Origin of the sequence: Gordoniibacillus kamchatkensis, assembly GCF_000829455.1 — a bacterium.
Taxonomy (GTDB): Bacteria; Bacillota; Bacilli; order Paenibacillales; family NBRC-103111; genus Gordoniibacillus; species Gordoniibacillus kamchatkensis.
The window spans coordinates 89941-110338 of record NZ_JXAK01000011.1 but is presented as its reverse complement, the minus strand read 5'-3'; the positions used below and the strand labels follow the sequence as shown (position 1 = coordinate 110338).

16 protein-coding genes and 1 pseudogene are annotated in these 20398 nt (G+C 58.5%); 13 read left to right on the top strand and 4 right to left on the bottom strand.

The genetic code is table 11. The features are described 5' to 3' along the window. Nucleotides 1–88: 88 nt before the first annotated feature. A complete protein-coding gene (locus tag SD70_RS08525) occupies nucleotides 89–1309 on the top strand; it encodes an MFS transporter (protein WP_041047170.1) in 1221 nt (406 codons plus the stop codon). An 89-nt stretch (nucleotides 1310–1398) separates the two neighbouring features. Here SD70_RS08525 and SD70_RS08520 read toward each other — a convergent pair whose 3' ends face one another. Further along, entirely contained in the window at nucleotides 1399–2289 is an 891-nt protein-coding gene (locus tag SD70_RS08520) for a LysR family transcriptional regulator (RefSeq protein ID WP_041047169.1), read from the bottom strand. A gap of 124 nt (nucleotides 2290–2413) precedes the next feature. On the opposite strand from SD70_RS08520, the gene SD70_RS08515 reads away from it, so the two are divergent. The 9 genes and pseudogenes from SD70_RS08515 (at nucleotide 2414) to SD70_RS08475 (ending at nucleotide 13222) form a co-directional block, all read left to right on the top strand. Continuing rightward, nucleotides 2414–3631, top strand: a complete 1218-nt coding sequence (locus SD70_RS08515; protein ID WP_041047168.1) for an MFS transporter — start codon at nucleotides 2414–2416, stop codon at nucleotides 3629–3631. A 347-nt stretch (nucleotides 3632–3978) separates the two neighbouring features. Continuing rightward, a complete protein-coding gene (iolD, locus tag SD70_RS08510) occupies nucleotides 3979–5844 on the top strand; it encodes a 3D-(3,5/4)-trihydroxycyclohexane-1,2-dione acylhydrolase (decyclizing) (protein ID WP_041047166.1) in 1866 nt (621 codons plus the stop codon). A 28-nt stretch (nucleotides 5845–5872) separates the two neighbouring features. Next, complete coding sequence (gene iolE / locus SD70_RS08505; protein ID WP_041047165.1) at nucleotides 5873–6784, top strand: myo-inosose-2 dehydratase; 912 nt, start codon at nucleotides 5873–5875, stop codon at nucleotides 6782–6784. Between the two features lie 4 nt (nucleotides 6785–6788). Then, nucleotides 6789–7794: pseudogene (gene iolC, locus SD70_RS08500) on the top strand (5-dehydro-2-deoxygluconokinase). A 78-nt stretch (nucleotides 7795–7872) separates the two neighbouring features. Next, nucleotides 7873–9318 (top strand): CoA-acylating methylmalonate-semialdehyde dehydrogenase, encoded by a 1446-nt coding sequence (locus SD70_RS08495; protein ID WP_041047164.1) that lies wholly within the window; start codon nucleotides 7873–7875, stop codon nucleotides 9316–9318. Nucleotides 9319–9369: 51 nt separating this feature from the next. After that, a complete protein-coding gene (gene fba, locus SD70_RS08490) occupies nucleotides 9370–10248 on the top strand; it encodes a class II fructose-1,6-bisphosphate aldolase (protein ID WP_041047163.1) in 879 nt (292 codons plus the stop codon). After that, nucleotides 10245–11282, top strand: a complete 1038-nt coding sequence (gene iolG, locus SD70_RS08485) for an inositol 2-dehydrogenase (protein WP_041047162.1) — start codon at nucleotides 10245–10247, stop codon at nucleotides 11280–11282. Before fba ends, iolG begins: the two co-directional genes overlap by 4 nt. A 26-nt stretch (nucleotides 11283–11308) precedes the next feature. After that, entirely contained in the window at nucleotides 11309–12127 is an 819-nt protein-coding gene (iolB, locus tag SD70_RS08480; protein ID WP_041047161.1) for a 5-deoxy-glucuronate isomerase, read from the top strand. A gap of 78 nt (nucleotides 12128–12205) precedes the next feature. Next, complete coding sequence (locus tag SD70_RS08475; RefSeq protein WP_041047160.1) at nucleotides 12206–13222, top strand: LacI family DNA-binding transcriptional regulator; 1017 nt, start codon at nucleotides 12206–12208, stop codon at nucleotides 13220–13222. A 65-nt stretch (nucleotides 13223–13287) separates the two neighbouring features. On the opposite strand, the gene SD70_RS08470 is transcribed toward SD70_RS08475, so the two are convergent. The 3 genes from SD70_RS08470 to SD70_RS08460 form a co-directional block, all read right to left on the bottom strand. Next, nucleotides 13288–14523, bottom strand: coding sequence for a glycosyltransferase family 2 protein (locus SD70_RS08470; protein ID WP_041047159.1), 1236 nt, complete (start codon nucleotides 14521–14523; stop codon nucleotides 13288–13290). Continuing rightward, nucleotides 14520–15314, bottom strand: coding sequence for a hypothetical protein (locus SD70_RS08465; protein ID WP_041047158.1), 795 nt, complete (start codon nucleotides 15312–15314; stop codon nucleotides 14520–14522). The genes SD70_RS08470 and SD70_RS08465 overlap by 4 nt, the downstream gene beginning before the upstream one ends. A gap of 221 nt (nucleotides 15315–15535) precedes the next feature. Then, complete coding sequence (locus SD70_RS08460) at nucleotides 15536–16909, bottom strand: aldehyde dehydrogenase (RefSeq protein ID WP_041047157.1); 1374 nt, start codon at nucleotides 16907–16909, stop codon at nucleotides 15536–15538. Nucleotides 16910–17123: 214 nt separating this feature from the next. On the opposite strand from SD70_RS08460, the gene SD70_RS08455 reads away from it, so the two are divergent. The 3 genes from SD70_RS08455 to SD70_RS08445 all read left to right on the top strand — a co-directional run bounded on the left by SD70_RS08455 (nucleotide 17124) and on the right by SD70_RS08445 (nucleotide 20342). Continuing rightward, nucleotides 17124–17492: a LytTR family transcriptional regulator DNA-binding domain-containing protein gene (locus tag SD70_RS08455; protein WP_052487184.1), complete on the top strand. Its 369-nt coding sequence runs from the start codon at nucleotides 17124–17126 to the stop codon at nucleotides 17490–17492. A 326-nt stretch (nucleotides 17493–17818) separates the two neighbouring features. Then, nucleotides 17819–18190, top strand: coding sequence for a DUF423 domain-containing protein (locus SD70_RS08450; protein WP_041047156.1), 372 nt, complete (start codon nucleotides 17819–17821; stop codon nucleotides 18188–18190). A 34-nt stretch (nucleotides 18191–18224) separates the two neighbouring features. After that, on the top strand, nucleotides 18225–20342 hold the full coding sequence (locus SD70_RS08445) for a putative bifunctional diguanylate cyclase/phosphodiesterase (protein ID WP_197080964.1): 2118 nt from the start codon (nucleotides 18225–18227) through the stop codon (nucleotides 20340–20342). The last annotated feature ends 56 nt before the right edge of the window (nucleotides 20343–20398 follow it).

Here is a 20398-nt window from a genome sequence, read left to right as displayed (position 1 = left end):
TTATTGTACTGACAACAAACCTTTATCGGGAATCCGCATCGGTCGGTGATATGATACGATGTAGTGCTGTAAAGGAGCTGCTGTCAACATGGCATATTCATGGAAACGCAATTTGGTAGTACTATGGATCGGCTGCTTCTTGGTGAGTATGGCGTATTCGGTCTCCATCCCGTTCATGTCCATTTTTCTGCAAAACGACTTGGGCGTGAACGACCATCTCGAGGTGTGGACCGGAACGATATTCGCCATAACTTTTCTTACCAGCTCGCTCATCGCGCCGTTCTGGGGCTCGCTGGCCGACAAGTACGGCCGGAAGCCGATGATGCTGCGCGCCGGCATTTGCCTTGCGGGCGCTTATTTTTTGTACTTTATCGTCCAAAATCCTTACGAGCTGTTCGCCGCGCGAATGCTGGAGGGGCTGCTCGCGGGATATATCCCGTCGGCTATCGCCATCGTGGCTACCAACACGCCGGAAAAACAAGTCGGTTACGCACTAGGCATCATGTCCACGTCGAACGCTGCGGCATCCGTTATCGGACCGTTAGCCGGCGGGGTCGTGAGCCATTTTATCGGGCCTCGCGAAACTTTTGCCTTCGCCGGAGCGATGGTGCTGGTGGCCTTCGTGATCGCCCTGCTCTGGGTCCGAGAGCCGTCCTTCCAAAAATCGGGAGCGAAGCGCTCTTCCGTCGTCCAGGACTTGAAAGCGGCGGCGGCAAACCGCAGCTTGATGTCAGCGCTGTTCATCGTGTTCGTGACGTCAACCTCGATTATGATTTTGGAGCCGCTGATCACGATCTATGTGCTGAAGCTGGGGGTGGATCAGAGCTCGGCTTCGCTTAAAGCCGGCGTCATTTTTTCCGCGGTCGGCATCGCCACGCTGATAGCAGCCCCGAGGTGGGGGAAAATCGGCCCGAAGATCGGCTACGAGAAGGTGCTGTTCATCGGCCTGCTCGGCGGCGGTCTCGGCAATTTGCTGCAAATTTTGTTCCATAACGTCATCGGCTTCGGCTTATTGCGGTTCGGCTACGGGCTTTTTTTCGCCGCGGTGTTCCCGGCGCTCAACGCCTATATCGCCATGCATACGGCTCCGGACTTTCGCAGCCGCGCATTCAGCCTGAATCAGACCGCCAACCAGCTCGGGCTTTTGCTCGGACCGCTCGTCGGCGGCGCTTTGGCGGCTCAGTTTTCCATTACGCTTGTGTTTGCCGTTAACGGCTGCATGCTGCTGCTGGTGGCGCTTCTGCTCAAAACGCCAAAAATGGCGTTGCTATCCGGCAATGTACGGGCCGAGGAGAAGTCGTCGCTTTGACGCGCAAACGATACGCCACGAGGCTGCCGCGATCGGCAGCCTCGCTGCGTTACCGGGCGGCTTCGTTGAAACGGAGACAACCTTAGCCCTCAAACCGGTTTCGTTTTGCCAAAATGCTCGATCACAAACTGCTGAAAGCGCGACGCAACCGGCGGCAAATACCGCCCTTCAATCAGCGCAAGTCCGATGACACGTCGGCATTTGGGTTCGCGAAGGCGGATCTGTACAATTTTGCGCTTGTCGAATCCGGCCTCGGGGAGCAGCGAGACGCCTAGCCCGGCGGAGACGAGCCCTGCGGCGGTGGCGACTTCCTCGCCTTCGAATGTCACTTTCGGATCCATTCCTTTTTGCTGGAATAACCGGTCGGTCATTTCGCGGAGCGCATACCCCTTCTTCAAAAAGATAAACGACTCCTCCGCAATTGCGTCCAATTCAATCGTTTCGGCGCCTGCCAAACGATGCCCCAGCGGCAAGGTAACAAAAATTTCTTCGCTCCAGAGCGGGATCCATTGGATAGGAATTTTTGTTTCAGCCGGTTCGGCGATCAGGCAAATGTCCAACTGGCCTGCATGCAGTTGCTCGAGCAGTGCGTAGCTGTGATTTTGGCTCAGTTGAAACCCGATCTTCGGACATTGAGTCCGGAAAGCGCCGATTAAATCGGGAATCAAGCCGGTGCTCAGCGTGTGCAGAAAGCCTAATGCCACCTCGCCATATTCCGGATGGACCAAGTCGTGAAGCTCTTGCTTTCCAACTTTAAATTCCATCAATATGCGGTCCACGCGTTTAAAAAAGAGCTCTCCATATCGGTTTAGCTTAATGGAACGTCCTTGGCGGTCAAACAATGGGACGCCCAGTTCTTCTTCCAACCGGGCAATGGAACGGCTGAGAGCCGGCTGCGAAATGCATAGCGACTCGGCAGCATGCGTCACGTGCTGCATGCGTGCCAAAGTCTGAAAATACTCAAGCTGCTGCCACTCCATGTAGAAGCCCCCGTTCTTATTACATAAATGCATCAAAAGTATAAATATAATACATTTTACATCATGATTTGTCCATTATAGTATAGGGGAGTGATGTGATCCGCTGCGTAAAGGAGTCTCAACCATGACTTTCATTCAACGAGGACAACCCGAGTTCGTTCGCGCTACGATGGCGCTGTTTGGGGGAGCTTTCGTAACGTTTGCAGAGCTTTATGAAACGCAGCCTCTCATGCCGGAACTGTCCAGACATTTTCACGTGGCGCCTGCGGTATCCAGTTTGTCGCTTTCCGTTGCGACGGCGGCTTTGGCTATATCGCTGCTTTGGATCTCGGGAGTGTCCGATAACTTGGGACGCAAGCGGTTGATGAGCGTATCTCTCTTTGTTTCCGCGATAATTTCTATCATCATCGCGATTTCGCCCAATTTTACAATGCTGCTTGTGTTACGCATCGTACAGGGGGTTACGATTGCCGGATTTCCTTCGATTGCAATGGCTTATGTAAATGAAGAGTTTCATCCGCGTGAGATCGGACGCGCAATGGGGCTTTATGTGAGCGGTACATCGGTAGGCGGCATGATGGGGCGCATCGTAATTGGCGCGCTATCGGACGTGTTCTCCTGGCAGGCAGGGATCTTTATTATCGGTTTGCTAAGTTTGGGTATTGCTTTATGGTTCTGGTTTTCGTTGCCGCCGCCTAGGAATTTTGCACGAAAGCAGATCGGCGTTGCGGAAATTTTTGCGAGACTGGGTATGGCGTTCAACAACAAAGCGCTTATCGGCGTTTACACGCTTGGTTTTTTGCTGGTGGGCGGGTTTGTCACGATGTATAACTACGTAACCTATCTTCTTATGGGTTCTCCTTATGGGCTTAGCCAGACGCTCGTCGGGTTTATTTTTATCGTCTATTTGGCGGGGACCTTCAGCTCAGCCTGGATGGGGAAACTAGCGGATTCCATCGGACGGTCAAAAGCAATGCAAATTGCGATTGCGATCGGGCTTGCCGGCTGTCTGACGACATTGTTTGTTCCACTGTTTATAAAGATTGCCGGTCTCGCCATCTTCACCTTCGGTTTTTTCGGCGCCCATTCCATTGCAAGCGGCTGGGTTGGTCAGCTGGCTCCTGCATATCGCGCTCAGGCATCGTCCTTATATTTATTGTTCTACTATTCAGGTTCAAGCGTCGCCGGAGCGGTAGGAGGGCTGTTTTGGAGCGCCTATGGCTGGAGCGGTGTAATAGGTATGATTACAGTCCTGCTTGCAATTGCATTCGTTGTGGGACGCATGGTGTCAAGGAAAATCATTCAGCGAAAACCGGACGCGGCGCATGCCGATGCTTCGTAATGAGCGAGTTGCACTGCCTTAGTTGCCGTTTTTTGGGTCAATAGTTTAACATGTGAAGTTATTGGCAAGGGGCTGCCGTGGCGGCTTCTTTTGTTTTTTTGCGGGAGCGGCAGTTTTGCACTTGCTCTGCCCGCGAAAAAAGTGTTGCCACTGGAATTGTAAGCGTGTAAGATAAGGATAAGCGCTTAACCCAAACCCGGACACAATACCGTTGCATGTGATGCCGTCCGATCGGAAGACACAGTTTATTATTTTGTCGGATAGGCTCGAAAAACAAACATTTGTAAAAAAAGCTGCGAATGACACGTTTGAAGTAAAGCGCTTAATCTGTCTGTTGGAGGATTCCGATGAGTACGATCCGTTTAACGATGGCCCAAGCTTTGCTCAAGTTTTTGGATCAGCAGTACATATGCGTCGACGGAGTCGAGACGAAGTTCGTTCGCGGCGTCTTCGGCATTTTCGGTCACGGCAACGTGACGGGGCTCGGCGAGGCGCTGGAGCGCAGTGCCGGCTCTCTCGTTTATTTGCAGGGCAAAAACGAGCAGGGCATGGTCCACGCTGCAACCGCTTTCGCCAAACAGAAGAATCGCAAGCAAATTTTCGCCTGCACGACGTCCATCGGCCCTGGTGCGCTGAACATGGTGACGGCGGCGGCGACGGCGACGGTCAACCGCATTCCGGTGCTGCTCTTGCCCGGCGACAACTTCGCGTCCCGGCAGCCTGACCCGGTGCTGCAGCAGCTCGAAGTGCCGGGCGATTACACCGTATCGGCGACAGATCCGTTCAAGCCGGTCAGCAAATATTGGGACCGGATCGTGCGGCCGGAGCAGCTCATGTCTGCGGCGCTGCAAGCGATGCGCGTGCTGACGGACCCGGCGGAGACGGGCGCAGTGACGCTGGCTCTGCCGCAGGACGTGCAGGCCGAAGCTTACGATTACCCCGAGGAGTTTTTCGCCAAGAGAGTGCATTACGTCGACCGCAAGCCGCCGGCGCCGAGCGCGCTGGAGCGGGCTGCGGAGCTGATCGCAGGCAAACGGAAGCCGCTGCTGATCGCCGGAGGCGGCGTGCTGTACGCCGAGGCGACCGAGGAGCTGCGGCAATTCGCCGAAGCGTTCGGCATCCCGGTAGCGGAGACGCAGGCGGGCAAAAGCTCGCTGCCCTGGAACCACGCGCTGAACGTCGGAGCCGTCGGGGTTACGGGGGCGCTTGCCGCGAATTTGATCGCCAAGGATGCGGATCTGATCATCGGCGTCGGGACGCGCTATTCCGACTTTACGACGTCTTCCAAGACGGCTTTCGCAGGCCCGGACGTCGCCTTCGTGAACCTTAACGTTAGCGGCTTCGATTCCGCGAAGCTGAGCGGCGCAGCGCTCACTTGCGACGCCAAGGCCGGCCTTGAGGCGCTGCGCGGGGCGCTGGCGGCGCGGCAATACCGGAGCGGGTATGCGGACGGCGAGATCGCTGCGCTGAAAGCGCGGTGGGACGCCGAGGTCGACCGGCTGTACGGGCTGGAGTGCGCGGAAGGCCTGGCGCAAACCCGGGCGCTCGGCGTCATCCAGGAGTCGCTCGCTCCGAGCGACGTCGTCGTGTGCGCGGCCGGCAGCCTGCCGGGCGACCTGCACCGGCTGTGGAGACCGGCGGAGCCGAAGACGTACCATATGGAATACGGCTTTTCCTGCATGGGCTACGAGGTGAGCGGCGCGTTCGGAGCGGCGCTGGCCGATCCGCACCGCGACGTGTACGCCGTTGTCGGCGACGGCAGCTATTTGATGCTTCATTCCGATCTGGTGACGAGCTTGCAGGAAGGCCGCAAAATCACCGTGCTGCTGTTCGACAACCACGGTTTCCAGTGCATTCACAATTTGCAGCGAGGCCACGGCAGCGACGGGTTCGGCAACGAGTTCCGCTACCGCGAGCAGACGACGGGCCGGCTGACCGGCAGCTACATGCCGATCGATTTTGCCGCTCATGCGCGCAGTCTCGGCGCCAAAGCTTACAAGGCGGCGACGGCCGAGGAGCTGCGGGAGGCGCTGCGCGAGGCGAAGCGGGAGTCGGTCACGACACTGATCGAAATTTCGGTCGTGCCGGGCACGAATACGGACGGCTACGAATCGTGGTGGAACGTCGGGGTGCCTGAAGTGTCCGTCAGCGACAAAGTGCTTGCGGCGAACCAAGCTCTCAAAAACAAGCTGCAAACGGCAAGGCCGTACTAATTTACCGCGCGAGAGGAAGGTTGTACCGATGTTGAACTTGCCGTTCCGGCTAGGGGCGCACCCGATCAACTGGGTCGGGGAAGACGTGAAAGAGCACGGCGCCGACACGACGTACGAGCAGATTATGGACGACATGCAGGCGCTTGGCCTCGGCGGCACCGAGATGGGCCGCAAATATCCGACCGATCCGGCCGAGCTGAAGCGCGAGCTGGCGAAGCGGGGGCTTCAGCTTGTGTCGTGGTGGAAATCGGTGCTGTTCTCCGATCCGTCGTACCGCGACGCGGAGCTTGAGGCGTACCGCAAGCACGCGGAGTTTTTGCATGAAATGGGCGCATCCGTCATCAGCACGTGCGAGGTGGGGGGCTCGCTCCATTTCGATCCGCGCCGCACGCCGCACGAAAAAGAAGTGCTGCGCCTTGACGACGCGGGCTGGGCCAGCCTGGCGGAAGGGCTGAACGCAGCCGGCGCCATCGCCAAGCAGTATGGGCTCAAGCTCACGTATCATCACCACGGCGGTACCGCCGTCGAACGGCCGGAGGAAATCGACCGGCTGATGGAGCTAACCGACCCGAATCTCGTCTATTTGCTGTACGATACGGGGCACGCGTACTATGGCGGCGCGGACCCGCTCGCCGTGCTGCGCAAGCATTACGGCCGCATCGCTTACATCCACCTGAAGGACGTCCGCCTGCCGGTGCTGGAGGAAGCTCGCCGCGAAGGGGCCGATTTCATCACCTGCATCCGCAAAGGCGTGTTCACCGTTCCGGGCGACGGCGTCATCGACTTTAAGCCGATCGTTGCAGAGCTCGTGCAGCGCGGTTATAACGGCTGGGCGATGCTCGAAGGCGAGCAGGACCCGGCGGAGCATCCGGCTTACGAATATGCGGCCAAAGCGCTCGACCATTTACAATCGCTGATTCCGGCGAAAGCGGGGGAATGAAGCTATGTCTTACATTGCGTTTCCGGCGAACCGAAGCTTTGATTTTACGGCTATCGGCAGACTGTGCATCGATTTGAACGCCAACGAAATCAACCGGCCGATGGAACAGACGCGCACGTTCACGAAATACGTCGCGGCTCTCCCGCCAACATCACGATCGGCATGTCCCGCCTCGGCAAAAAACGGCTTTCATCGGCAAAATCGCGAACGACCAGATGGGGCGGTTCATCCAGGAATATTTGACCGCGGGCGGCATCGATACTCGGGGCGTCGTGACGGACCGCACCGGCGCCGTGACCGGGCTTGCGTTCACCGAAATCAAAAGCCCGACCGACTGCAGCATTCTCATGTACCGCGACAACGTCGCCGATTTGAAGCTCGAAGCCGGCGAAGTGCAGGAGGAGCTGGTCGCGAGCTCCAAAGCGCTGCTCATTTCCGGCACGGCGCTCGCCAAGAGCCCGTCGCGCGAAGCCGTTTTCCAGGCGCTGCAATATGCCAAAAAGCACGGCACCGTCGTCGTGTTCGATCTCGACTACCGCCCTTATACGTGGACTTCTGCTGAAGAAACCGCCGTCTACTACAACCTGGCCGCGGAAAAATGCGACATCATTCTCGGCACGCGCGAAGAGTTCGATATGATGGAACGGTTCGAGCACAATCCGGATCACAGCGACAGGGTGACGGCGTCCAAATGGTTCGACCACTCGGCCAAAATCGTCATCATCAAGCACGGCAAGGACGGCTCCATCGCCTACACGAAAGACGGCGCGGAGCACCGCGCCAAGACGTTCCCGGCCAAAGTCGTCAAAACGTTCGGCGCCGGCGACTCGTACGCCGCCGGTTTCCTGCACGGCGTCATGGAAGGCTGGACGCTCGAGCGGAGCATGGAATACGGCAGCGCTGCGGCGTGCATCGTCATCTCCAGCCACAGCTGCTCCGACGCGATGCCGACGGCGGCGCAAGTCGACGACTACATCGAGCGCTGCAACAGAGGGGAAATTACCGTTTAACGCGGCCGCGGCTTCCCGGTCAACCATCCGGCATCGGCTGCGGAACAGAACCGCCTACTAACGAAAGGAGCTCGCGCAATGACACAAGTATTGAAAAATTGGATCGGCGGACAGTGGGTCGAGTCCAAAGCTCAGCAAACGGAGCCTGTATACAATCCGGCAACGGAGGAAGTGCTCGCCTACGTGCCGTTTTCGACGAAAGAAGACGTAGGCCTGGCCGTACAAACGGCGAAAGAAGCGTTCCAGACATGGAGCCGCACGCCGGTTCCGCGCCGGGCCCGCATTTTGTTCAAATACCAGCAGCTTCTCGTCGACAATTGGGAGGAGCTCGCCAAGCTGGTCACGATCGAAAACGGCAAAAGCTACAGCGAAGCATACGGCGAAGTGCAGCGCGGCATCGAGTGCGTCGAATTTGCGGCCGGTGCCCCCAACCTGATGATGGGCAAGCAGCTGCCGGACATTGCGACGAACCTCGAATCCGGCATGTACCGCTACCCGGTCGGCGTCGTCGGAGGCATTACTCCGTTCAACTTCCCGATGATGGTCCCGTGCTGGATGTTCCCGCTGGCGATCGCCTGCGGCAACACGTTCGTGCTGAAGCCGTCGGAGCGCACGCCGCTGCTCGCCGGCCGCCTGGCCGAGCTGTTCCGCGAAGCCGGGCTGCCGGACGGCGTGTTCAATATCGTGCACGGCGCGCATGACGTCGTGAACGGCATTTTGGAGCATCCGGACATTCGCGCGGTATCGTTCGTAGGCTCGCAGCCGGTCGCCGAGTACGTGTACAAAACCGCGTCCGCCCACGGCAAACGGGTGCAGGCGCTGGCCGGCGCGAAAAACCACTCGATCGTCATGCCGGATGCCGATCTCGACCTGGCCGTGAAAGAAATCGTCAACGCCGCTTTCGGCTCGGCAGGCGAGCGCTGCATGGCGTGCTCCGTCGTCGTTGCCGTCGGCGACGTCGGCGACGCGCTCGTAAGCAAATTGAAAGAAGCCGCGGACAAAATCACAATCGGCAACGGTCTGGAGGAAGGCGTTTTCCTCGGCCCGGTTATCCGCGGCCCGCATAAGGAGCGCACGCTGAAGTACATCGACATCGGCGAGAAGGAAGGGGCGCTGCTCATCCGCGACGGGCGCAAGGACGCCGCTTCCGACGGGAAAGGCTATTTCGTCGGCCCGACGCTGTTCGATCAAGTGGAGTGCGGGATGAAAATTTGGGAAGACGAAATTTTCGCTCCCGTGCTGTCGATCGTGCGGGCAGGCACGCTGGAAGAAGCGATTGCGCTGGCCAACCGCTCGGAGTTCGCGAACGGCGCTTGCCTGTTTACGAAGAGCGGCGCCCATATGCGCCAATTCCGCGAAACGATCGATGCCGGCATGCTCGGCGTCAACCTCGGCGTTCCGGCACCGATGGCGTTTTTCCCGTTCTCCGGCTGGAAAAAGTCGTTCTATGGCGATCTGCACGCCAACGGCACCGATGGGGTAGAGTTTTACACCCGCAAAAAAATGGTGACGGTCCGCTGGTAAGCAGCAAGGCGCAGCGCACTGAAATCGGACAATCGGAGGTTGCTAACAGCTATGGCTCTTGTTTCCATGACAAACATGCTGCAGGGTGCGCTTGAAGGCGGCTATGCCGTCGGCCAGTTCAACTTGAACAATCTGGAATTTACGCAAGCGATTTTGCAGGCGGCCCAGGAGGAGAAGACTCCCGTCATTCTCGGCGTCAGCGAAGCGTATATCCCGTACATGGGCGGGCTGCCCTGCATCGCCGGGATGGTGAAGGCGCTGATCGACCATTACGGCGTGACGGTTCCGGTCGCGCTTCACCTCGACCACGGCTCGAGCTACGAAGTATGCCTCAAAGCGCTGCACGCCGGCTTTACGTCGGTCATGATCGACGCCTCGCACCATCCGCTCGAGGAGAATATCGGCCTGACGAAGCGGGTCACGGAAGCGGCGCACGCGCTCGGCGCCTCGGTGGAGGCGGAGCTCGGCCGCATTACGGGCAGAGAGGACGATCTCGTCGTCGACGAAGCGGAAGCGATGTACGCCGTGCCCGAGGATTGCGTGAGGCTCGTGCGGGAGACGGGCATCGACTGCCTCGCTCCGGCGCTCGGCTCCGTGCACGGGCCGTACCGGGGCCAGCCGAAGCTCGGTTTCGAGCGGATGGGCGAAATTCAGCGGCTGACGGCGCTGCCGCTCGTGCTGCACGGCGGCAGCGGGCTGCCCGACGAGGAAATCCGCCAGGCAATCGCGCTCGGCACGGCCAAAGTCAACGTGAATACGGACAATCAGATGGCTTGCACGGCAGCAATACGCACTTATTTAAACGAGCATCCCGAGGCCTACGATCCGCGAAACTACTTGATTCCGGCGCGGGAAGCGATCAAAGCTTCGGTCAAATCCAAAATACGTCTATTCGGCAGTACCGGCAAAGCGGGAGGTAGCGGTCAATGAGCAAAATCAGAATCGGCATTATCGGCGCCGGACGCATCGGCAAAATTCACGCGGACAATTTGCGGCGCTTTGCGAACGCGGAAATCGTCGGCGTCAGCGACTTGTTCGCAGGCCCCGAGCTGGAAGCTTGGGCGGCGGAGCGGGGCATCGGCCTCCTGACGAAGGACAGCGGCGACCTGGTGAACCATCCGGGCATCGACGCTCTTTATATCTGCTCCTCGACCGACACGCACGTGCCGCTCATCAAGCAGGCTGCGCAAGCGGGGAAGCATATTTTTTGCGAAAAGCCGATCAGCATGGACATCGGGCAAACGGAGGAAGCGATCGAAGCGGTCCGCAAGGCGGGCGTCAAGCTGCAAATCGGCTTTAACCGCCGCTTCGACCACAATTTCAAACGGGTGCGGGAGCACGTGCTCGGCGGAACGATCGGGGAACCCCACATCGTGAAAATTACGTCGCGCGACCCGAGCCCGCCGCCGAAAGAGTACATCAAAGTATCCGGCGGCCTGTTCATGGACATGGCGATTCACGACTTCGACATGGCGCGCTATTTGTCCGGCAGCGAAGTGACGGAAGTGTACGCCCAGGGCAGCGTCCTCGTCGATTCGGCTTTCGCCGAGTACGGCGACGTCGATACGGCGATTACGACGCTCAAGTTCGAGAACGGGGCGCTCGGCGTTATCGACAACAGCCGCAAGGCGGTATACGGCTACGATCAGCGCGTGGAAGTATTCGGCTCCAAAGGCTCGGTCGCCGTCGCCAACGATTTCCCGAACACGGCGGTCGTCAGCACGGCGGACGGCATCGCCAGCGACAAGCCGCTGCACTTTTTCCTCGAGCGCTACACGGAAGCTTATTTGGACGAAACGCGCATGTTCCTGGACAGCCTGGCGAACGGAACGCCGCTTCCCGTCGACGGCTACGACGGCCTGCAGGCGGAGCGCATCGCGCTGGCGGCGAAGCTGTCGCTTCGGCTCGGACGTCCGGTAAAAATAAGCGAGCTTCATGATCTTCGCGCTCAAATGGCGCAATAAGCCTAACGTAAAGGAGGTTTCAGAGCATGTCGCCATATATCGTAACCTCAGAACGGCAGCCCGGGGCGGACGGCACGGTGCTGTCCGTCACGCCGGAGTCGGCGGGCTGGACGTACGTCGGATTTGAAGTGCTGCGGATGACGGAAGGACAAACCGTCAGCCGGGAAACCGGCGACCGGGAAGTATGTCTCGTTCTCCTCAGCGGCCGCGCCGACGTCGCCACAAAGAGCGAATTGTGGCAAGGGATCGGACAGCGCATGAGCGTGTTCGAGAAAACGCCGCCGTACTCCGTCTACGTTCCGAACGCCGACCGGTATGAAATCCGCGCCCTCACCGCGCTCGAAGTCGCCGTGTGCAAGGCGCCGGGCCGCGGCAATCACCCGGCCCGGCTCATCGCCCCCGAACAGGTCGGCTTCGAGATGCGCGGCTATGGCAATATCGAGCGCCAAATCCATAACATTTTGCCTGAGCAGGAGCCGGCGGACAGTCTGCTAGTCGTTGAGGTGTTTACGCCGAACGGCCACTGGTCGAGCTATCCGCCGCACAAGCACGACCGCGATGCGCTGCCCGACGAGTCGCTGCTGGAGGAGACGTACTATTTCCGGGTGCAGCCGGAGCAGGGCTTTGCCGTGCAGCGCATCTATACGGACGACCGGTCGCTCGACGAAACGCTCGTGGTGAAGGACGGGGAAACGACTCTCGTGCCGCGCGGCTATCATCCGGTAGCGGCGCCGCCCGGGTACGACGTCTACTATTTGAACGTCATGGCGGGTCCGCATCGCACGTGGAAATTCCATAACGACCCGGACCATAGCTGGATCATGAACCGGCCGAAGTCCGAGTAATCGCGCTGCAGCAGTTGCTTCCCGTGCCCGATCCGGGCATAATGATGGATATATTGCGTGCGCCCGAGGGGAGCGGACATGAAAGCAACCATTTACGATGTTGCGAAAGAAGCCGGCGTTTCGATCGCCACCGTATCCAACGCCATTAACGGCAAAGGGAAAATCAGCAAGAAACGACGCGAAGAAATATTCAAGATTATGGAACGGCTGCAGTACCAGCCGAGCGTTATCGCCTCCGCTTTGACGGGCAAGAAGACGTTCACGCTCGGGCTGCTTATACCGGACATTTCGAACCCGTTTTTTGCCGAAATTGCCCGCGCCATTGAAGACGAAGCGCACCAGAGCGGCTACAGCGTCATCATTTGCAGCACGGACAACAAGGACGAGCGGGTGGAGCGGTATATCGCTTTGCTGGAGTCGAAGAGCGTCGACGGGATCATTATCGGCACGGGTATCGACAATATGGACATCTTGAGCCAGCTGCAGAGCCGGTCCGTCCCGCTGGCGATGATTGCCCGGGAAGCTTCCTCGCTTGCTGTCGATACGGTCGTCGCAGACGATTTTGTGGGCGGGGTGCTGGCTGCCGAGCATTTGGTCTCCTTGGGCCACAAACGGTTGGCGGTGCTGTCGGAGAACCTTAAGGTGAGCAGCAGCCGCGAGCGGATTCGCGGGTTCCGGCAAGGGCTGGCCGACGTCGGCGTCTCGTTCGACGATAACAGCATCGTCATTTGCGAGTACAAGGTAGAGGAAGGGAAGCGGGGAGCTCTCGAGCTGCTGCAGCGCGGCGGAGAGCGTCCGACAGCGATTTTTTGCTGCAACGACCTGCTCGCTATCGGGGCGATCCAGGCGGCGAAGGAGGCCGGGGTCCGCGTGCCGGAAGACTTGTCGATCGTCGGCTTCGACGATACGATTTTGGCTACGGTAACGGATCCGCCGCTTACTACCGTTGCCCAGCCGATGGAGCATATGGGCAAGCTCGTCTTCAAATTGATCCTCGGCCATTTGCAGAACAAAGATTCGATCAGGCAGCGGATCGTGCTTCGTCCCGAGCTGACGATTCGGCAATCGACCTCGCATGTGGCCGGTGAAGCGTAATCGTTTTCTGCATGCGTAAAAGACCGTTGATCGCCTTCATCATGGCGGCAACGGTCTTTGCGGCTTTACGTCATATTTTTCCCCTGCTTGAACCGTTCCGTCTTATCCCACACCGGTTCCCGCTTGAACCATTTCAGTTTCAGCTGGAAGAACAGTCCCCGCAGCAATAAATATAGCCAGAGCTGGGCGTAAGTAAAGTACATGAAGAACGATACGAGCAAATCGGCAGGGCGAATCGGTTTGTCCGACATTTGCGCGGTGACGAGCTGCACGGCGTAGACCAGCCAGGACTCGAACCAGACAATAAGCAAAGGGGCGGCGGAATTTGCGTCGGCTCGTCCGAATAGGCCGAGAACGAACCAAGCGTCGGACACGAGCAGGAAAAAGACGAAACCAATATAAACGGCAAGGAGCTGGACCGAATGAAGCCAGTTTCTTCCGGCGAGCAGCCGGGGATTGCGCAGCGTTTTGCCGATCAGATACAGATTTCCTTGCATCCAGCGGGTTCTTTGCCGCAACCAAATGAAGAACGTTTCCGGCTCCTGCTCCCATGTTCTCGCTTCCGGCACGATCGGCAGCAGCCCGCCCATATCGGTCAACGTGAGCGTCAGATCGGCATCCTCCGCAAGCGCGTAAGGATCGTAACCGCCCGCTTGCTCCAGTGCGTCCCGGCGAACGATCAAGTTCGTGCCGGTCAGCGAGCCTAAGCGAAACAAGTGCCACCGGCCTGCTTGCATGAGCAGCTGAAAGGCGGAAAACTCGAGCGCGATCATGCGCGTCAGCGCATTTTTGCTTTCGTTGATCGTTTTCACGTAGCCGACGGCGCCGACCGCTTTCGGCGTAGTTTCGGCAGCTTCCATGAGCAGCTTCAGCGCTTGCGGCTCGGGCTGGTTATCCGCGTCGTAAACGGCAATGTACTCGGATTCGCTAATCGATATGCCGTAGTTAAGCACGCGCGGCTTCCCTCTGGGCGTACCGGTCGGCACCTGGATATGATGGAAGTTCGCGAACGAATCGGCGTAAAATTGGGCAATCTCGCCGGTTTCGTCCTGCGAGCCGTCGTTGAGCAAATAAACGTGCACATCCCCCGGATACTGCAGCTTGCTCATGGCGTGCAGCGTATCGGCGACAACGACCCCTTCGTTGTGGGCGGGAATCAGGACGGCTACGCTCGGATAACGGATAAGAGCAACAGGCTTCGGCTTTTTGGCCCGGAATAAAACGCCGGCAACGGTAAGAAGCGAGTAATAGAGCAGCAGCACGCAGAAGCTGACCGACACGATGGAGATTAGCACCGTCATGACGCTTTGCCTCCGCGCAAAGGGACGACGGCCTGTTCGAACTGCTCCCACTCGGTAGAAGCAAGATCATGTACGGCAATGCGAAAAAGGTTCCGGGACAAGCTGCTGTCCCCGGCCGCTTTTCGCTCGAAGCGACCCAGCACAAGGTCGACGCCCCGGCGGTCGATATTCGACAAAAACACAATCGCCCGGCATGCCCCGTAGTTACCGACAAGGTCGTAGTTGTGCCGCGTCGATGCCAGCAAACCGGACATCATTTTCTCGTAAATAACACGCTGTTGATACGGTTTTTCGCCGTCGTTGGCGAGCAGTTCGCATACGACATAGAAGCCGCTTTCCTTGCGGCGCCTCATGCCTACGTACAGCAGCTTGGCTCTTTCCATAAACTCGGCAAAAGTCAGCACGCCGGTGGCAGGCTCAAGCTTTCGGAGCGTTTCCGCCTCTTGCTCCAGCGCCCGGATGCTTTGCTGCGCAAGCTTGATGCGATAAATCAGCAGCCAAACGGCGATCGCGGCTAGCGAATACACGGCCTGCGCGATCAGCTTGTCTTTTTGCGTCAAAAGGGTAACGGCTGCGCCCCAATTGGCCGCAATATTATAGAACCCGAGGCCGAGCACGTACGCAATCAAAGCGGCAAATCCGATCATCGGCCGAAACAAAATGTTGATGAAGCCGACGGCCAGCATTGAGCACGCCATGAACATCAGTTCCGCTTTCGTAAAGCAGCATACTGCCAGAAACAATGCGGATAGGAAGAGGGCAAATATGAAGGATAAGTTGGTTTTGTTCATCGTTCACCTGGATGCAGCGTAAAATTGTAGTTGTAAACAGATTTTAGCACAAATTACAACATATTTAGGTTAAAAATGGGAATTTTTTCATGGATCGATACGGATTATATTTTGCAAATTGAGGCAACCATCTCCTGAATGTGAAAAAACATCCTGCACCACAGGGATAGCGGTACGGGATGTTTGCAGCAGTTTCCATTCGGTTATGCAGCGGCTTCCAATTACTTGAACAATCGCCTGAGCAGCCGCAGCGTCCGCTTGCCCGGAGCGTAGCGGAACGGCAAGTCGAAGCGGGTCGTCTGGCGCAGCACGCTTTTGTGATGGGAGAACGTTTCGAAGCTCGCTTGCCCGTGGTAGCTGCCGATGCCGCTTGCGCCGACGCCGCCGAACGGCAAATACGGCGACGACAGATGGAGGACGGTGTCGTTGACGCAGCCGCCGCCGAACGACAGCCGTCCGAGCGTCTCGCGTTCCACGCCGCGGCTGCTCGTAAATACGTACAAAGCGAGCGGCTTCGGACGTTCGCGGACAAAGCGCAGCGCGTCCTCCAGCTCGTCGTAGGCGAGGACAGGCATAATCGGGCCGAAAATTTCTTCCTGCATGACCGGCGATGCCGGATCCGGTTCATCGAGCAGCGTCGGCTCGAACGATAGCCGCTGCGCGTCGTAGCGGCCCCCGCACACGATCCGTTGGTCTTGTCCTTCCAGCAAGGCGGCCAGCCGGCGCAAATGGCGCTCGTTGACGATGCGCGGCGGAGCATCCCCGGCGGCGTTCCGGGACTGCCGCTCCACCTCGGTGCGCAGCGCGTCGAGGAAGTGCCGCTTGATGCCGCGCTGCACGAGCACGTAGTCGGGAGCGACGCACGTCTGTCCGGCGTTCAGCGTCTTGCCCCAAGCTATACGCCGGGCGGCCAAGCCGATGTCGGCATCGCCGTGCACGATGCACGGGCTTTTGCCGCCGAGCTCGAGCGTTGCCGGCGTCAAATGGGCTGCCGCCGCTTCCAGCACCTTCTTTCCGATGGCCGTGCTGCCAGTGAAGAAGACGTAATCGAATTTCTCCCGCAGCAGCGCTTGACTGACGTTGGCCTCGCCCTCGACAACGGCGACATACGATTCCGGGAACGTGCCGCCTATAAGCTCGCGCAGCGCCTGCGACGTATGCGGCGCGAGCTCCGAAGGCTTCAGCACGGCGCAGTTGCCGGCGGCGATGGCGCCGATCAGCGGCGGCAGCGACAGAAAGACCGGATAGTTCCAGGGCGCGATTATGAGCGCGGAGCCGTACGGCTCCGGCATAATGAAGCCCCTTGAACCGATTAATGCGACGGGCGTGCGCACTTTGCGCGGCTTGGCCCATTTCGGCAGCGAGCGGATCGCATGCGACAGTTCGGCTAGCGTTGGACCGAGCTCGGACATGTACGCCTCGGCTTCGCTTTTGCCAAGGTCGGCGTGCAGCGCCCGCCGCAGCTTCGGCTCGGCGCCGCGCAGCGCTTCCCGCAGCTTGCGCAGCATGGCGAGCCGGAACTCCGCATCGAGCGTCCGTCCGCTTTGAAAATATTGTCTTTGCTTGCTGACCAGCTCCGGAATATGGATGTTCATGCTACCGAGTCCCCTTTTCCTGTATAGATTCAACGCCTGCTGTACGAACCCTGCTTCCCGGCATGTAAACGAGACGTATCCGGCATTAACGCAAGCGGCCCTATACCCAAAATTTTAACCCGACGTTCGCCTCGGTACGCCTTCCGCACCAAAGAGGATTATGATATAATTCAAATTGTAAGCGCTATCATATTGAAATGAAAGGGGTTCCGACATGCAGCTGTCTGCGGGCAAAGATCGCGCCTTCGAGGAGTTTGTGCTGGAGCGGGATATTTTGTATTTTCGGGTAGGAACTCACGAGCTCGTCAGCTTTCACGGGGGCAATTTCAACTGGCGCAAACGGCTTTCGGCCGAAGAGCTGGAGCGGATGACGTCGCATCACGCATTTTTTCGGGTGAATGGGGACTGCTACGTGAATACCGGCAAAATTGCCAGCGTCAAAGAGGGGACCGTCCATTTGGGCGCAGGCGGCGGGGAGGGCAAGTCCGTCGCAGTCTCGAAGCTGCGCGAGGGCCGTCTGAAGGAAATGCTAAACCGAAGTTCGGCGAAGGAAGCTGCCGAACCGGAAACGTTAGCCAAATAAATAGGAAACTGGCACATTAAGAGAACCGGCGCAGACTGGAACGCGGTAAAGTTCCATCATAGTCTGCCGCCGTTATTTTTTGGTTTAGAGAGCATGCTCGCCATCTATTACTTCGGTTAGATCTATCGATGTTGACTTCACCTCTTCGCATACAAATTTCGAGCTTGTTCACTCCCCCGCTTCCATCGTACAATGGAACTGCTTGGCATAGTTTACCGGCTTTCGCCGTTGTAACGGGCAGCGGTGCGGCCGATAGACTGAATATCCTTATTATGGTAAAATAAGCAGCAAAGTGAGAAAAACGACTAGTAAAAGGAGAGCGCACCATGATCAAAACGTTTATCGCCCTCGGCAGTCTTAACGCTTTCCTGGCGGTGGCGCTCGGCGCATTTGGCGCGCATGCGCTCAAAAGCAGGCTCAGTCCGGACATGCTTGACGTGTACCATACCGGCGTCAATTACCATATCATACATGCGCTCGCACTGCTTCTAATCGCCGTTCTGGCGGACAAGCTCGGCGCCTCATCGCTGGTGGCCGCATCCGGCTGGGCGCTTTTCGCCGGCATCGTATTGTTTTCGGGGAGCCTGTATGCTCTTTCCCTCAGCGGTGTGAAAACGCTCGGGGCCATTACGCCGCTGGGCGGCGTCGCTTTTTTGGCCGGCTGGCTCTGTCTGGCCATCGCCGCCCTGCGCGGCTGACGACAGCGACTTCATGGCAACGGGGGGACATTAGGTGGGCAAATGGTTTACGAAGCGGAGACGGCCGAATGCGGCAGGTCGGCACGAAGTATTTGTCGAATGGTTCGAGCAGGCACCCGATCCGGTGCTGCTCATCCAGGCGGAATATCCGCACCGCATCGTCGAAGCGAACAGCATTGCCTGCCGCTTGCTCGGCTACGAGCGAAGCGAGCTGGTCAAGCTGTCGCCGCGCCATATCGTTGGCGATAACGTATCTGAGCGCGAATTGCGGCGAATTTTATATCAACTGCTGCGCAACATCAAACCGACCTACATATGGACGATGCGGGCGAAGGACGGCGCGCTGTTTCCGGTGGAAATCAACTGCCGCCTGGTCGGCTCGGAAACCGGGATGCCGCTTATTTTTACCGAAGCACGGGATTTGACCGACAAGCTGAAAATGGCGGAAAGCCTCGAGGAGTCGGAGCAGCATTTCGACTCGTTGTTCGAGCACAGCCCGAACGGCGTAGCCTTTTTCGATCCCGCCGGCAAGTTTGTCCGCGCCAACCGGGCGATGAGCCGCATTGTTGGCCGGGACGGCCCGGAACTGGCCGGCATGCCGCTGTTGTCGTTCGTGGCCGACGATCAGCTGCCCGCAACACGGCACAACGTTAGGCGGCTGCCCGAAGGCGAACCGTCGAGCTTCGACACAACGCTGCTGCATAAGCAAGGATCCCGCGTCGACGTGCATTTGCACGCTGTTCCGATTCGCAAAGGGAAAGCGGTGAAGGGATACATCGCCATCTGCCAAGACGTTACGGAGCGCAAACGGGCGGAGGAGCAGAGCCGCTATTTGGCCTATTTCGACGAGCGGACCGGCCTTCCGAACCGCCGCATGTTCCGCGAGCGTCTGTACGCCGCGATGGCCGCCGATCGCAGCGCCGGCAAGCAGACGGCTGTGGCGTACGTGGACATCGACCGGTTCAAGCTGGTTAACGACAGCTTCGGTCACGACTATGGAGATATGCTCATTGCCCAAGTCGCCGAACGTTTTCAGCGCTGCATCGGCGAAGGGGACTTGCTTGCGCGCAAAGAAGGCGACGAGTTCGCCGTGTTTTTCTCGGGATTGGCCGGCACCGCCGACCTGATGCAGCTCGTTCAGAAAATGGAGCAGACGCTGGAGACGCCGTTCACGCTCGGCGAATTCGAACTTCACGTGACGGTCAGCATCGGCATAGCCATTGCAGCTTCCGATGAAGACGCCGACGCGCTCATGAAAAACGCCGGCATCGCCTTGTCGCGCGCGAAGGAGCGCGGCAAAAATTCGGTTCAACTGTTCAACGCCGATATGAAATCCGTGTCGCTGCAAAAGCTGACGTTCGAGTCCGAGCTGCGCAAAGCGCTGGCAGGCGAACAATTCCTGCTTTATTACCAACCGCAGATAGACATCGATACCGGCAAAATGATCGGAGTGGAGGCGCTCGTCCGCTGGCGCCATCCGGAGCGGGGCATGGTGCCGCCGAGCGAGTTTATTCCGTTCGCGGAGGAAAACGGCTTCATCGGCCCGATCGGCGAATGGGTGCTGTACGAAGCTTGCCGGCAAAACAAAGAGTGGCACGATCGGGGGTATCCCCGCATCCCGGTATCGGTCAATTTGTCGTCGCGGCAGTTTCTTCAGCATAACCTGAAGCACCGCATCGGGAACGTGCTGCTGCAAACGGGGCTGGAAGCGCAATACCTGGAGCTGGAAATCACCGAGAGCATGACGATGGATGTGGAGCATACGAGCTCCCTGCTGCTCGACTTGAAGCGGCTCGGCGTGAAGGTCAGCATTGACGATTTCGGCACCGGCTACAGCTCGCTCTACTATTTGAAAATGTTCCCGATCGACCGGCTCAAGATCGACCAATCGTTCGTCCGCGACATTATGACCGATCCGAACGATGCGGCGATCGTCGCCACGATCATTGCCATGACGCGCCACATGAACATGAAGGTGATCGCCGAGGGCGTCGAAACGCACGAGCAGCTCCAGTTCTTGCACCATAATCGCTGCAACGAGGTGCAGGGATACTGGTTCAGCCCGCCCGTCCCGGTCGAGCGGATGGAGGAACTGCTGCTCAAGCAAGCGCAAGCCGCAGCTGCGGCGGAAGGGGGCAGTGCGCTCCATTGACGGCAAAAAGGAAAGCAGGGCTTGCCGAGCCCTGCTTTCCTTTTTGCGGTACGCTG